Consider the following 13,858-nt stretch of genomic DNA (forward strand, 5'->3'; position numbering starts at 1 on the left):
ATGCCTGAGCGGCGGGAGCATTGCGGGTGAGCTGGCGGCAGTCGATAGGCGGTTGGGGCGGTTTGGCGGCGGCAGTCGCCTTGCTGCTGGCCCTGTGCGCGGCCAGCATCAGCTTGGGCGCCGGCCAGCTCAGCCTGGCCGCGCTGTGGAGCGGCGGCGAGGACGCGGAGCGGGCCTGGCGCCTGCTTATGGTCAGCCGGATACCGCGCACGCTGGCCTTGCTGCTGGCCGGCATGTCGCTGGCGGTGGCGGGGCTGATCATGCAGATGCTGGTGCGCAACCGCTACGTGGAGCCCACTACCGCGGGCACGGTGGAGTCCGCGACCCTGGGCATACTGGTGGTCACGTTGCTGGCGCCGGATACGCCCGTGATCGGCAAGATGCTCACGGCCACGGGCTTCGCGCTGGCCGGCACCTTGCTGTTCCTGGCCTTGCTCAAGCGCGTGCCGCTGCGCACGCCTTTCATCGTGCCGCTGATCGGGCTGATCCTGGGCGGCGTGATCCACGCCGCCACTACCTTCGTCGCCTACCGCTACGACCTGCTGCAGTCGCTGCATGCCTGGACCACGGGCGATTTTTCGGGCGTGCTGCGGGGGCGCTATGAACTGCTGTGGATAGGCTTCGGCCTGGCCTGTGCGGCTTACGCGGCCGCCGACCGCTACACGGTGGCGGGCATGGGCCGCGAGTTCGCCGCCAACCTCGGTCTGAACCATGCGCGGCTGACGCTGGCGGGACTGCTGATCGTGTCCGCGATTTCGGCCGTGGTGGTGGTGACGGCGGGCAGTATTCCCTTTCTGGGCCTGATCGTGCCCAACGCCGTCAGCCTGGTACTGGGCGACAACATGCGCCGCTCCATTCCCTACGTGGCGGTGCTGGGCGGGGTGTTCGTGCTGGCCTGCGACGTCATCGGCCGGCTGGTGATCCATCCCTACGAGATTCCCATCGGCACGGTGGTCGGCGTGCTGGGCAGCATCCTGTTCCTGTGGCTGTTGCGCACGCGGAGGAACCGACTTGGCTGAATTCGCAATCCGCGCAGCTGCGCCGGTCCGCGCGCCGCAAGCCTGGCGCCTATGGCTGCTGGGCGCGGCCGCCCTGGCCTGTGCCGTCGCCTTCATGACCCTGGGCGCCAATGGCCAGTGGTCCTTCGTGATTCCGTTCCGCGGCGCCAAGCTGGCGGCGATGCTGCTGGTGGCCTATGCCGTGGCGGTGTCGTCGGTGCTGTTCCAGACCATCACCCACAACCGCATCCTGACGCCGGCCATCATGGGCTTCGACGCCCTGTACCTACTGATCCAGGCGGTGGTGGTGTTCGGCTTCGGCCAGGCGGCCACCGCCGCCAGCCATCCGGTGGCGGCGTTCCTGCTGGAGGTCGGCGCCATGACGGCGTTTGCCTGCCTGCTGTTCCGCTGGCTGTTCTCCGACGCGGTGCGCAGCCTGCACCTGATGATGCTGGTGGGCATCATCTTCGGCCTGCTGTTCCGCAGCCTGTCCAGTTTCGTGGTGCGGCTGATCGATCCCAACGAGTTCCTGGTGCTGCAGGACCGCATGTTCGCCAGCTTCAACACTGTGCGCGTGGGCCTGCTGCCGATCGCGCTGGCCGCGGTGTGCTCCGCTTCCCTGCTGGTGTGGCGTATGCGGCGCCGCTACGACGTGTTGGCGCTGGGCCGCGATATTGCGGTGAACCTGGGCGTGGACTATCGCCGCACGCTGATGCTGACGCTGGCCGCCATTGCGGTGCTGGTGTCGGTATCGACGGCGCTGGTCGGTCCGGTGACCTTCTTCGGCCTGCTGGTCAGCAACCTGGCCTATCAGGCCATGGGTTCCGACCGGCACCGCCACACCGTGCCGGCGGCCGTGCTGCTGAGCGTGATCTTCCTGGTCGGCGGCCAGACGCTGCTTGAACGCGTGCTGGGCCTGAACACCACCGTCAGCGTGGTGATCGAATTCCTGGGCGGCCTGATGTTCCTCGTCCTGATCCTGCGCAGGGGGCGCCGATGATAGAAATCCAGAAAATCAGCAAGCAGTACGGCGATAGCGTGGTGGTCGACGATGTCAGCCTGACGCTGCCGGCGGGCGGCGTTACGGCCATCATCGGCCCCAACGGCGCGGGCAAGTCCACGCTGCTGTCCATGGTCAGCCGCTTGCTGCCCATGTCCGCCGGCCGGGTGCTGGTGGAAGGCCTGGACGTGACGCGGGCGGACAGCCGCGAGCTGGCGCGTCGCCTGGCCATCCTGCGCCAGGACAACCACCTGCCGCTGCGGCTGACGGCGAGGGACCTGGTCGCGTTCGGCCGTTATCCGCATACCGGCGGCCGGCTGACGCTTGAAGACAAGGACCACATCGACCGCGCCATTGCCTACCTGAACCTGGAGCCGCTGGCCGACCGTTACCTGGACGAGATGTCGGGCGGACAGCGCCAGCGCGCCTTCGTCGCGATGGTGCTGTGCCAGGACACGCGCTACGTGCTGCTGGACGAGCCCTTGAACAGCCTGGACATGAAGCACGCCGTCGCCATGATGGGCACCTTGCGGCGGGCGGCGGACGAACTGGGCAAGACCGTGGTGCTGGTGCTGCACGACATCAATTTCGCGTCCACCTACGCCGACCGCATCGTGGCGATGCGGGCAGGGCGCATCGCGCATCAGGGGACTCCGGCCGAACTGGTCCGGCCGGAGATCCTGAGCGAGCTGTACGAGCTGCCGATCGAGGTGCACGAGATCGGCGGCCGGCGCATCTGCGTCTACTACCGCCAGCTTTAGCGGCTGAGATCCACCGCGTAGCGCGACAGCTGGGTCACCGGGTCGGGCGTGGCGTCATGCACGCTGACGTTGTCCACGCCATGCGCCGCGGCCATGGCCAGCGTCCCTGGCACCGACGCGAACACCACCGGTCCAGCCAATGCACCCACCCGCGCAAAGCGCCAGCTGCGGTCCAGGCCATAGCTGGCCAGGTCCAGATCCGGGTGCTTCTTGATGTAGCTGATCAGCACGTCGCGGCTGGCGTCCGGAGCTTGCAGCACGATGTCGCCCTTGCCGCCGGCCAGGCCGGGGAAGTCGCCGCCGCCGCTGGCGCGATAGTTGTTGGTGACCACCAGGAATTGCGCGGCGGGATCCAGCGGCGCGCCCTGGTACGTCAGCTTCGTGATGCGCGAGCCCTTGGGCTTGGTCACGTCGATTTCATACTGCAAGGCGTTGCCGGCGGCGTACAGCACGTCGAAGTTGAAGGTCGGGAAGCCGGTGTCGATCAGATCCTGCGGCGCGACCTGGCCCGGGTCGATCTGGCGGAACTGTTCGGCCGTCTTCTCCAGCCATTGCCGCACGATGTTGCCGCTGACCCGCACTACCTGCAGGGTGTTCGGGTACAGGTACAGATCGGCGGCGTTGTTGATGGCGATGTTGCCCTGCTTCACGTAGGTGAAATCGCCCGGGCCGTTGCGTCCGCCCTTGAAGGGCGCAGCGGCGGACAGGATGGGCAGCGCGGCGTATGACGGCTTGTTCTTGGCGATGTAGTCCGCCAGATAATCGATCTGCGCCATGTTCACGATCTGCAACGCCGACACGTCACCCGCCAGCGCGTAATAGGTCGCCATGTCGAAGCGGCTCTGGCCAATGGGTGTCTTGACGTAGGCGATGGTGGCCGCGTGTTCCGCCTGCACCAGCTGCTGGGTGGCGGCATCCGGTTCGACGTAGGTCGCGGGCGTGGCGCCGCTCTGCGCGGTCAGGCGGGTGGAGATGCGCTGCACGCGCGTGGCGTCCTTCTGCACCTGCCAGCTCTTGTCATACGCCAGCTTGAGCGTGATCTGCCCCAGGTTGTTGCCCCACTGGCCGGCCTGCACCGCGGGCACGCCGTTGATCAGACCCTTCTCCAGATCGATGCCGGGCTGGCCCGCGAATTGCGACTTGGCGTTGGTGTCGGGGAACAGCAGGTGCTGGTGGCCGGTGATCAGGGCATCGATGCCGGGTACTTGGCTCAGGTAGCCGGCGCCATTCTCCATGGCGGGGCTATAGGCGGCGACCATGTCGATGCCGCCGTGCGCCAGCGCCACCACCAGGTCGGCGCCCGCCGCGCGCATTTCCGGCACGTAGCGCTGCGCCGACTCCTTCCAGCCGGAGACTTCGACGTGGCCTTCGAGGTTGGCCTTGTCCCATTGCAGGATGGGCGGAGGCGCAAAGCCGATCACGCCCACTTTCAGCGCGACATCGATCTGCTTGCCGTTCGGATCCGTGGCCTTGAAGGTCTTGTCCAGCACCACCCAGGGCTTGAAGACGGGCTGCTTGCTCGCAGCCGATACGACGTTGGCGGACACGAAGGGAAAGCCTGGCTCCGCGCAGTCCTTGGCGCCGGCGGGGTTGGTCTGGGCCGTGCCTTTGCCGATGCCGGCCAGCCCCAGGTCCGTATTCGTGATCTGCGACAGAAAGGGCAGGCCATAGTTGAACTCGTGGTTGCCCAGCGTGGCGGCGTCATAGGTTAGCAGCTTCATCTGCTTGTAGATCGCCAGCATGTCGCTGCATTGCACCGGGGCCACCAGCGCCTGGTAGTCGGACAGGGCCGTGCCCTGGATGGTGTCGCCGTTGTCGAACAGCAGGGTGTTGGCGTACTGCTTGCGGGCATTGGCGATGAGCGTGGCCGTGCGGTCCACGCCGTAGCTCTTGTCTTCAGCCAGCTTGTAATAGTCGTAACCCAGCACGTTGGCGTGCAGGTCGGTGGTGCCCAGGATGGCCACGTCCAGCGTGGAGCCCTGCGGCACGCTGGCCTGCGGCGGCGTCGCGGGCGTGTCATCGTCGTCGTCATCGCCGCCGCAAGCGGCCAGGCCCGCCAACAGCGCGGCGCTGGCGGACATTGCAAGGATCTTTCCTAGATTCGGCTTCACCGTCTTTCCTCCGGGTTTGAAGGAAAGGAATTTTGGGGACAGCGTGTGACCCGGCCGTGACATGGGCGAAGGCTGGCGCGGCCACGGTTCGCGCACGGGTTGCATACACGTGCTGACAGAAAACTGAATTGGACGACTGTCTCATTTATCGTGGCCCGCCGGCAACGAAATAACAAAAAGATTGCGACCCATTCTCATTAACTGGAAAATCGCCGATCGTTCCATTTCAAACTACTTTAGAAAGACGCAGCACGGCCATGCACGCCCCTCGTTCGATTTCCGCAGCATTGATTGTCCTGGCACCCCTGGCCAGCCCGGCTCCCGCGCAAGCCCAGACCAGCACTCCAACCTTGCCCGCCGTCAGCGTGTACGGCAACGACGCGGCGGCGCAAAGCTACAACCCGCCTGACTCGTCCAGCGCCACCAAGATCGATGTTCCCTTGCGCGATATTCCGCAGACCGTGAACGTGGTGCCCGCGGAGGTCATGCGCGATCAGCACTCCAATTCGATGCAGGACGCGTTGAAGAACGTGCCGGGCGTGAGCTTCTCCACCGGCGATGGACAGCGTGACCAGGTGTCGATCCGGGGCTTTACCGCCATCGCCGACCAGTTCGTCGACGGCTTCCGCGACGACGCGCTGTATTTCCGCGACCTGTCCAACGTCGAGCGCATCGACGTCATCAAGGGACCGGCCGCGGTGCTGTACGGCCGGGGATCGTCGGGCGGCCTGATCAACCGCATCACCAAGAAGCCCGGAGAGGACATCACGCAACTGGGCCTGAGCTACGGCTCCTGGAATGACCGGCGTCTGGATCTGGACCTGGGCCGTTCGACGGAAAGCGGCAGCATGGCGTGGCGCCTGACCGGCGCGGTGGAGAAGGGCGACAGCTACCGCGACAAGCAATTCCTGGACCGCAAGGCGATAGCGCCGTCCGCCCAATTCCGCCTGGGCGAGGATACGACGCTGCTGCTGCAGACCGAATTCCTCGAAGACCGCCGCGTCACGGACTTTGGCATCCCGGCCTACCATGGCCGTCCGGTGGAGGTGGATCCTTCCACCTACTACGGCGCCGAAAACGCGCGCGACGCGGACTACTCGCAGGCGCGGGTGCAGTCGTATGCCGCCACGCTGAACCATCGTTTCAACGAGAACTGGTCGCTGCGCAACGCCACGCGCTACTACCACTACACCCTGGATCGCAATAACACCTTGCCCGGCATCGTGAACGAGGCCGCAAGGACCGTGACCTTGAACCGCTCGAACGTGATGCGCGAAGAACACGGCTGGACCAACCAGACCGAACTGACGCAACGCGCGCAGTGGGGCGCGGTGCGGCACGAGATCCTGTACGGCGTGGAGGTCGGCCAGCAGAACAAGGACCTGGTGAACTACTCGGCCAATAATGTGGCGACCGTCGACCTGTTCGATCCGGTGCTGCCGACTTTGCCCTTGCAGTTGGGCGGCCGTCCCGGCACGGACAACCTGGGCCGTTTCAACACCCTGGGCCTGTACGTGCAGGACATGGTGTCGCTGGGCGAACACTGGAAAGTGCTGGGCGGCGTGCGCCACGACCGCTTCGAGCAGAAGACCGAAGACCGCCGCAACGGCACCAACCTGGCCCGTACCGATTCCAACTGGAGCCCGCGCCTGGGCCTGGTGTTCCAGCCCGATTCGGTGCAGTCGTACTACATTTCGTGGAGCCAGTCGTACCAGCCATCCGGCGAAGCGTTCTCGCTGGCCGCGAACAACGCCGACCTGGCGCCCGAGAAAACCACCAACTACGAAATCGGCGCCAAGTACGACTTCCTTGGTGGCAAGCTGTCGACCACGGTGTCAGTCTTCCGCCTGGAGCGCACCGATATCAAGGTCAACAACCCCGTCACCAACACGCTGGTGCCGGTCGGCACGCAGCGCACGGACGGCGCGGAATGGACCTTGGCGGGAGAACTTGGCGACGGCTGGCGCGCGATGCTGGGATACGCCTACCTCGATGCCCGTATCACTGAATCCATTGCCCGGGACGGCGGCAAGAACGTGGAAGGCAAACGCGCCACGCTGACGCCGCGCCACGCCGGCAACGTCTGGGTCACCAAGGACCTGGGAGAGGGCTTTGGCGTGGGCGCCGGCCTGAACCTGGTGGGCGCGCGCTACGCCAATCCGGGCAATACCGTCAGGCTGCCGGGCTATGTGACGGCCGACGCCGCGGCGTGGTGGCGTCAGGGACCGTATTCGGTGCAGTTGAACGTGTACAACCTGTTCGACGCCGGCTATATCGTGTCGGCCCACGGCAGCAGCCCCAACCTGAACATGCCGGGCGCGCCGCGCAATGCGATGCTGAGCCTGCAGTACCGCATGTAAGGGCTAGCGCAGCGGCGATTCCCGGCCAAGGTCGTCCGCTTCCAACGCCGCCAGCGCATCCAGGAAGCGCCACGCGAACGATCCAGGTCCTTGCGCCAGTTCACCGGCGCGCTGGCCGGCGATGGCGAAGCACGACAAGGCGACAACAGCCGCCGAGTAGGGGTCTTCCTTGGACACTGCGGCGCAGGCGCCGACCAGCGCCGTCAGCGCGCAGCCGGTGGCCGTGACGCGCGGCATCAGGGGCGAGCCGCCCGTGATGCGCACGGCGCGCGTTCCATCCGTGACATAGTCGGTTTCGCCGGTGACCGCCACCACCGTGCCTAGGCTTGCGGCCAGGGCGTGCGCCGATGCTTCCGCCTGCGCGACTGCGTCGCCCGCATCCACCCCCTTGCCCGCGCTTTGTCCGCCAGCCAGCGCGATGATCTCCGAGGCATTGCCGCGGATGATGGCGGGCCGCAGGTCCAGCAGGCGCCGCACCGCGTCGCGGCGGAAGGCGGTGGCGTGATGGGCCACCGGATCCAGCACCCAGGGGATGCCGGCTTCGTTGGCCGAGGCGGCGGTCAGCAGCATGCTGTCCAGCCAGGGCGAGGACAGGGTGCCGATATTGATCACGACCGCGCCGCAGAGGCGCGCGAACTCGGGCGCTTCTTCCTGGGCATGCACCATGGCGGGCGAGGCGCCCATGGCCAGCAGCACGTTGGCCGCGGTGTTCATGGATACGAAATTGGTCAGGCACTGCACCAGCGGCGCATCGCGGCGCACGGCGGTGAAAAGCTCGCGCGAAATGAGCGCCTGGGCGGAAAGGTCTGGGGTGTGTTGCATGCGTAGGGGCTCTGATTAAGCGCTGACGTCCGACAGCCCGGGCTGCGCGGGCAGGGCGCCGCGCAGCGATTCCAGCAGCACGCGCTTGTTTTCGCGGCTGCGGTAGGCGTGTTCGCGCATCAGGTTTTCGGCGCGCACGGCCTCGCGGCGCGTGATGGCGCGCAGCAGGTCTTCGTGGTCCGCCTGCGCGCGCAGCACGAACGGTGTTTCCAGCAACGACGGCGTGGACGGCAGGGTCAGCGCGGCCGGGCCGGCCAGGGGCGTCTTGTTGTTGTGTTCCAGCGCCGACAAGAGCGCGCGGTTGCCCGCGGCTTCGCACAGGATCTCGTGAAAGCGCCGGTTGATCTGCCCCCAGGCGCGCGCATCCACCGTGGTGTTGGGATCGCGGCGGGCGGGCGCCAGCAGGGCGCGTCCTTCTTCCACCGCTTGCGACAGTCGGTCCAGCACGTCCTGCGAGGCGCCGCGCTCGGCCAGCAGGCGGGCCGCCATGCCTTCGAGCACGCCGCGCACGTCCACCGCATCGCCGATCTCGTCCACGGTAAAAGCTCGCACGCGGAAGCCGCGCGACGGCAGCCGTTCCAGCAAACCTTCCTTTTCCAGCTCGGTCAGCGCTATGCGCAGCGGGGTGCGCGACACGCCCAGGCGCGCCGAGAACTGCAATTCGACCACGCGTTCCCCGGGCTGCAGCACGCCTGAAAGCACCATGTCCCGGAGTTCCGAAATGACTTTATCGATTTGTGCGGCCATAGAGAGATGTGGGCGGATCCCGGTCTTTGAAGGCTTTCAGTGTACCGTCAAAATTGCATGCAATAGTCAATAAAAAAACCCTCTCCGCCTTGCGATTTATCAAAATTGCATGCAATAATTCGGAAAAACAGCGGTTCAAGTACGAATAAGGCGACGAATGCATGCAAAGAAATCTCTCAATGCATGCGATAAGCCGCCGCAAGCACAGGAGACAACATGAGGCTCATCAGCTTCGTTCAGGCAGGCCGCAGCGCCTGGGGCGTGTTGCGCGGCACCGAGGTCGTGGCGCTGACGCAGATCTGGCCGGACATGGTCGCGGCGTTGGAGGCAGGGGTGGAGCAGATCGCGCGCGCCGCCGAGGCGCAAGACCCAGCGGCCTGTCTGCCCTTGGCCGGGTTGCGTCTGCTGCCGCCGGTCGTGGCACCGCGCAAGATCCTCTGCGTAGGGCTGAACTATGGCCGCCATGTGGCCGAGGCCGGGCGTGAGCTGCCCGCGCATCCCTCGCTGTTTGCGCGCTTTGCGGACAGTTTCGTCGGCCATGGCGACCCGGTGTGGAAACCGCAAGCTTCTGACCGGTTCGACTACGAGGCCGAATTGGCCGTGGTGATCGGCCGCGGCGGCCGCCACATCGCTGCCAAGGACGCCCTCGCTCACGTGGCTGGCTACACCTGCATGGCCGAGAACTCCGTGCGTGATTTCCAGAAGCACAACGCGCAAGTGACGCCGGGCAAGAACTTCGAGCGCAGCGGCGCGCTCGGCCCCTGTCTGGTCACCGCCGACGAGATCGGCGATCCGGCGCGCCTGGAAGTCATCTCGCGCCTGAACGGCGAGGTCATGCAGCACGGGCAGGTGTCCGACCTGATCTTCCCCATTCCCGAGCTGATTGCCTACATCAGCAGCTTCACCCGCCTGTCGCCCGGCGACGTGATCGCCACCGGCACGCCGGAGGGCGTGGGTTCCAGCCGCAAGCCGCCGCGCTTCATGAACGCCGGCGACACGCTGGAAGTCGAGATCCCCGGCATCGGGACGCTGGTCAACACGGTGACGGACGAGCCCGCCGCCGACCAACAAGGAGACGCGCATGACTGATGCGCTGCGGTACCTGACGGAACGGGACGTGGTCTCGGTGCTGGACATTCCCAAGGCGATCGAAGCCCTGCATGCCATGCTGGTCGCGCAAGGGCGCGAGCAGGCGCGCAACCTGCCCAAGGCGCTGGCGACCTGGGGCGACGGCAGTTCGATGCATGCATTGGGTTCGGTGCAGACCGGCGCCGGCGGCTATGCGGGATTCAAGACTTGGGTCCATACCAAGAACGGCGGCGGCTCGCTGTTCAGCCTGTTCGATGCCGAGTCGGGCTTTCTGCGCGCCGTGATCGAGGCGCGCGCGCTGGGCATGCTGCGCACCGCCGCGATCAGCGGCGTCGCCACGCGGGCGCTGGCGCCGGCCGACGCATCCTGTGCCGCGCTGATCGGCACGGGTCCGCAGGCCGTGACCCAGCTGGCCGCGCTGGCCGCCGTGCGCGATCTGCGCCGCGTGCGCGTCTACAGCCCCACGCCGGAAAAGCGCCGCGCCTTTATCGCCAGCGTGCAAGGCAAGTATCGATTCGAGGTCGAGGAAGCATCCAGCCTGGAGCAGGCGCTGGCCGGCGCGGAAATCGTCACCTTGATCACGCGCGCCGTCGAACCTTTCGTCGACGCGGCCATGCTGGCCGACTGCAGGCACCTGAACGCCGTGGGCGCGATCCTGCCGGCCAAGGCCGAATTCGCGCAGGACGTGTTCGAGCGCGCGGACCGAGTGGTGGTGGACGATATGGAGAACGCGCGCCGCAGCTCGCGTGAATTGCGCGAGCGCTACGGCGCCGACGGCGCGCCGTGGCAGGGCGTTACGGTGCTGAGCGATCTGCTCGCCGCCGACGCAGGCCGCCCGCAGGACGCCCGGCTGACGATCTTCAAGGGCATGGGCATGGGCTTGTCCGACCTGGCGATGGCGCGGGTGGTGTACGAGCATGCCCGCGACCATGGCCTGGGCGTGGCGCTGCCGCCGCAGACCCGCGAGAACCTGCTGCTGTCGCAGCCCTGAACCGAATCCGCATCACCAGACAGCCGGCGCGAGGCGCCGGCGGCAAGAGGAGACCCCATGTTCGTCGATGTCAGCGGCGCCAGTCCGCGGGAACAAAACAAATGGCAGTCCATCGTCATCCCCAAAGAGGATATCGATCTTGAGATCGCGCGCCTGACGGACGCGCCCCGGCCGGACAACGGCCGCCGCGCGTCCCTCATCGTGCACCCTGAAGCCACGGCGCCGGGTCTGGGCCTGGCCCCGGGAACGGACGTCACCGTCAATGTGGTCAATCCGGGCGAGAGCACCTACAACCTGCGCAAGAACTCCAACATGCTGGAGATCTGTATCAGCGGTGAGGGCGTGGCCACGGTGGCCGGGCGCGACATCCGCGTGGGGCACTGGGACGTATGGAACACCCCCGCCATGCAGGTGCATTCCTACCGTAACGAGGGCAAGACGCCGTGGGTGCGGCTGTCGTACTCCAACGCGCCGTTGCTGGAAAAGCTGGAGATCCACTACGTCGAGGAATTCGAGGGCGGCGTGCCGCCGGCCGACGCCAACACCAAGCCGGTGCCGCCGCGCGCGCCGGATGCGGCCCGTTCGCGCGACCTGGCGCTGCGCGAGCAGATCACGCCTGAAGGCGCCTGGCTGCTGGGCTACGAATGGCTGATCGACATCGAGGTGCTGGAATCCAAGGCCTTGCACTGGCCCTGGGCCGCGGTCTCGCGCCAGCTGCCCAGCGTCGAGGACATGGCGCGCGGCTACAACGGCCGCCGCCTGTTCGTGCTGTACAACCCGGCGACCGAACGCCGCATCGGCACCACGCACAGCTTCTTCGCCACCATTTCCTCGTCGCCGCCGGACAACCATCACGTGCCGCACCGTCACAGCTCGTCGGCCATCAATTATTACCTGCGCGGCAACGGCTACAGCAAGGTCAACGGCACGCGGCTGGACTGGAAGGCGGGCGACCTGATCCTGTCGGCGCCGGGCTGGGCCATGCACTCGCATCACTCGGGCACGGAGACCACCTCCGCGCTGACGGTGCAGGACCATCCGCTGCAGATCGCCATGGAGTCGCTGATCTGGCAGGAGCGCATGCAGGAGCCGATCCTGGCGCTGGGCAGCCAGAGCGGCTTCGAAAGCAACCGCGCGCAACTGGCCGCCACGCCGCGCTAGCACGCGATTTCCTAGAACCGATACCTGGATCCGCAATGACCATGACCGAGCTTTCCGACACCCCGGCGCTGCGCGCGCGCCTGCGGGACTTCTACGACGACTACGCCTACTGCCTGGACGAAGACCGGCTGGAGGACTGGCCTGGCTTCTTCACCGAAGACTGCCATTACCGCGTGCTGTCGCGCGAGAACCATGACGCCGGCCTGCCGCTGGGCCTGATCTACTGCATGAACAAGAACATGGTGCGCGACCGCGTCACGGCCCTGCGCGAAACCACCATGTTCGAGCCGCGCTCGCTGCGCCACTTCGTCAGCGGCGTACGCGTGCTGGAAGTGCAGGGCGACCACATCGTGGCGCAGGCCAACTTCGCGGTGATGGAGTCCCTGTCCGACCGGGAGCCCACCTTGAACATGGTGGGCCGCTACCTGGACGTGGTGCGCGTGACGCCCGAGGGCTTGGCCTTCAGCCGCCGCGACTGCGTGTACGACAACTACCGCGTGCGCACCTCGCTCATCGTTCCCATCTGAATCCGCCCCGAGGATACTTCTCATGACCTGTTCCCACACCACCGCGCCGGAGGCTCCGGCGGCGGCCCCCATCCATATCGAACGCCGCTGGCCCAAGGAGGGCTACACGCGCATCCCCAACTGGGTCTACACCGATCCCGCCATCTTCCAGAAGGAAATGGACGTGTTCTTCGGCGGCAAGACCTGGAACTACGTGGGTCTGGAATGCGAAGTGCCCGAAGTGGGCTGCTACAAGCGCAACTGGATCGGCAACCGCCCCGTGGTCATGGTCCGCAACGCGGAAGGCGAGATCAACGTGCTGGAGAACCGCTGCGCCCACCGCGGCGCGCAGATCTGTTGGCAGAACACCGGCAAGGTCGAGGATTTCACCTGCCCGTACCACCAATGGAACTATGACCTGAACGGCAATCTGCAGGGCGTGCCGTTCCGCCGCGGCGCCATGGGCAAGGGGGGCATGCCGCGCGATTTCGATCCCAAGCAGAACGGCATCCGCAAGCTGCGCAGCGTGAACCGCGGCGGCTCGATCTGGGCCACCTTCGCTGAGGATGCGCCCAGCTTCGAGGATTACTGCGGCCCGGAAGTGCTGGCCGAGATCGACCACATGCTGCCGGGCAAGCCGCTCAAGCTGCTGGGCTACAGCCGTCAGCTGATCCCCAGCAACTGGAAGATGTACCTCGAGAACCTGAAGGATCCGTACCACGCCACGCTGCTGCACACCTTCTACATCACCTTCGGCCTGTGGCGCGCGGATTCCAAGTCCGAGTGCATCCCCACGGGCGGCGGCGCGCACAGCGTGATGGTGTCGCACAACGAGGGCAAGAAGAAGACCGAGGCCACCACGGAGATGAGCCGCTTCCGCGACGACCTCGAACTGCTGGACCTGGAGACGGTGACGCCGCGCGCCGAGTTCAACCGTGGCCGCGTAGGCGGCGCCTGGGTGTTTCCCGCCGCCCAGTTCGGCATCCAGGCCAATTCGCTCAAGACCCGCCACGTCATCCCGCGCAGCCCCACCGAGCATGAGCTGGTGTTCACCTATTACGGCTACGAGGACGACGACGAGGAAATGACCCGCCTGCGCCTGAAGCACGCCAACCTGCTGGGTCCCGCCGGCTTCGTGTCGATGGACGACAGCGAAATGCTGAACCAGGTGCAGATCGGCGTTACCGGCTATCCGGAAGCGCGCGGCATCGTCGAGATGGGCGGCCGCGATACCGAGCCCGCCGACTACATGGTGACCGAGGTCTTGATCCGGTCCTTCTACGACTACTACCGCCAGGCGATGGGGCTGTGA

General features: G+C 66.4%; 11 protein-coding genes and 1 pseudogene. 9 read left to right on the top strand and 3 right to left on the bottom strand.

Going from position 1 to position 13,858, the window contains the following annotated elements; translation table 11 throughout:
- The first annotated feature begins 26 nt into the window (after positions 1 to 26).
- The 3 genes from AC6LKD_RS04990 to AC6LKD_RS05000 are packed head-to-tail and all read left to right on the top strand — an operon-like array spanning position 27 to position 2,759.
- Entirely contained in the window at positions 27 to 1,019 is a 993-nt protein-coding gene (locus AC6LKD_RS04990; protein WP_013394562.1) for an ABC transporter permease, read from the top strand.
- Positions 1,012 to 1,998 (top strand): iron chelate uptake ABC transporter family permease subunit, encoded by a 987-nt coding sequence (locus AC6LKD_RS04995; RefSeq protein ID WP_498115389.1) that lies wholly within the window; start codon positions 1,012 to 1,014, stop codon positions 1,996 to 1,998. The genes AC6LKD_RS04990 and AC6LKD_RS04995 overlap by 8 nt, the downstream gene beginning before the upstream one ends.
- The gene (locus AC6LKD_RS05000; protein WP_498115391.1) at positions 1,995 to 2,759 is read left to right on the top strand and encodes an iron ABC transporter ATP-binding protein; all 765 of its coding nucleotides are present in this window, start codon (positions 1,995 to 1,997) and stop codon (positions 2,757 to 2,759) included. The genes AC6LKD_RS04995 and AC6LKD_RS05000 overlap by 4 nt, the downstream gene beginning before the upstream one ends.
- Before the next feature lie 293 nt (positions 2,760 to 3,052).
- On the opposite strand, the pseudogene AC6LKD_RS05005 reads toward AC6LKD_RS05000, so the two are convergent.
- Positions 3,053 to 4,975, bottom strand: a pseudogene (locus AC6LKD_RS05005) (5'-nucleotidase C-terminal domain-containing protein); the annotation flags it as partial.
- 152 nt (positions 4,976 to 5,127) lie between these two features.
- Here AC6LKD_RS05005 and AC6LKD_RS05010 point away from each other — a divergent pair.
- The gene (locus tag AC6LKD_RS05010; protein WP_498115392.1) at positions 5,128 to 7,230 is read left to right on the top strand and encodes a TonB-dependent receptor; all 2,103 of its coding nucleotides are present in this window, start codon (positions 5,128 to 5,130) and stop codon (positions 7,228 to 7,230) included.
- Positions 7,231 to 7,233: 3 nt separating this feature from the next.
- Here the strand turns inward: AC6LKD_RS05010 and thiM are convergent, their stop codons facing one another.
- Both thiM and AC6LKD_RS05020 read right to left on the bottom strand, forming a co-directional pair.
- A complete protein-coding gene (thiM, locus tag AC6LKD_RS05015) occupies positions 7,234 to 8,052 on the bottom strand; it encodes a hydroxyethylthiazole kinase (RefSeq protein WP_498115394.1) in 819 nt (272 codons plus the stop codon).
- A gap of 15 nt (positions 8,053 to 8,067) precedes the next feature.
- Positions 8,068 to 8,799 carry a GntR family transcriptional regulator gene (locus AC6LKD_RS05020; protein ID WP_088141226.1) on the bottom strand — a complete coding sequence of 244 codons (732 nt, stop codon included), beginning with the start codon at positions 8,797 to 8,799 and terminating at the stop codon, positions 8,068 to 8,070.
- A gap of 216 nt (positions 8,800 to 9,015) precedes the next feature.
- Here AC6LKD_RS05020 and AC6LKD_RS05025 point away from each other — a divergent pair, with 216 nt between their 5' ends.
- Genes AC6LKD_RS05025 through AC6LKD_RS05045 form a run of 5 tightly spaced genes read left to right on the top strand, consistent with a single transcriptional unit; the run spans position 9,016 to position 13,858 of the window.
- On the top strand, positions 9,016 to 9,888 hold the full coding sequence (locus tag AC6LKD_RS05025; protein ID WP_492276371.1) for a fumarylacetoacetate hydrolase family protein: 873 nt from the start codon (positions 9,016 to 9,018) through the stop codon (positions 9,886 to 9,888).
- Positions 9,881 to 10,879 carry an ornithine cyclodeaminase family protein gene (locus tag AC6LKD_RS05030; RefSeq protein WP_498115396.1) on the top strand — a complete coding sequence of 333 codons (999 nt, stop codon included), beginning with the start codon at positions 9,881 to 9,883 and terminating at the stop codon, positions 10,877 to 10,879. Before AC6LKD_RS05025 ends, AC6LKD_RS05030 begins: the two co-directional genes overlap by 8 nt.
- Before the next feature lie 57 nt (positions 10,880 to 10,936).
- Positions 10,937 to 12,040, top strand: coding sequence for a cupin domain-containing protein (locus AC6LKD_RS05035; protein ID WP_013394553.1), 1,104 nt, complete (start codon positions 10,937 to 10,939; stop codon positions 12,038 to 12,040).
- A gap of 35 nt (positions 12,041 to 12,075) precedes the next feature.
- The gene (locus AC6LKD_RS05040; protein ID WP_013394552.1) at positions 12,076 to 12,567 is read left to right on the top strand and encodes an aromatic-ring-hydroxylating dioxygenase subunit beta; all 492 of its coding nucleotides are present in this window, start codon (positions 12,076 to 12,078) and stop codon (positions 12,565 to 12,567) included.
- A 22-nt stretch (positions 12,568 to 12,589) separates the two neighbouring features.
- The gene (locus tag AC6LKD_RS05045; protein ID WP_013394551.1) at positions 12,590 to 13,858 is read left to right on the top strand and encodes an aromatic ring-hydroxylating dioxygenase subunit alpha; all 1,269 of its coding nucleotides are present in this window, start codon (positions 12,590 to 12,592) and stop codon (positions 13,856 to 13,858) included.

It is taken from the genome of Achromobacter sp. D7-1, assembly GCF_059760445.1.

Coding starts and splice junctions, on each gene's coding strand:
- AC6LKD_RS05025 (WP_492276371.1), top strand. CDS start 9,016: ATGAGGCTCATCAGCTTCGTTCAGGCAGGCCGCAGCGCCTGGGGCGTG.
- thiM (WP_498115394.1), bottom strand. CDS start 8,052: ATGCAACACACCCCAGACCTTTCCGCCCAGGCGCTCATTTCGCGCGAG.
- AC6LKD_RS05045 (WP_013394551.1), top strand. CDS start 12,590: ATGACCTGTTCCCACACCACCGCGCCGGAGGCTCCGGCGGCGGCCCCC.
- AC6LKD_RS05000 (WP_498115391.1), top strand. CDS start 1,995: ATGATAGAAATCCAGAAAATCAGCAAGCAGTACGGCGATAGCGTGGTG.
- AC6LKD_RS05040 (WP_013394552.1), top strand. CDS start 12,076: ATGACCATGACCGAGCTTTCCGACACCCCGGCGCTGCGCGCGCGCCTG.
- AC6LKD_RS05035 (WP_013394553.1), top strand. CDS start 10,937: ATGTTCGTCGATGTCAGCGGCGCCAGTCCGCGGGAACAAAACAAATGG.
- AC6LKD_RS05010 (WP_498115392.1), top strand. CDS start 5,128: ATGCACGCCCCTCGTTCGATTTCCGCAGCATTGATTGTCCTGGCACCC.
- AC6LKD_RS05030 (WP_498115396.1), top strand. CDS start 9,881: ATGACTGATGCGCTGCGGTACCTGACGGAACGGGACGTGGTCTCGGTG.
- AC6LKD_RS05020 (WP_088141226.1), bottom strand. CDS start 8,799: ATGGCCGCACAAATCGATAAAGTCATTTCGGAACTCCGGGACATGGTG.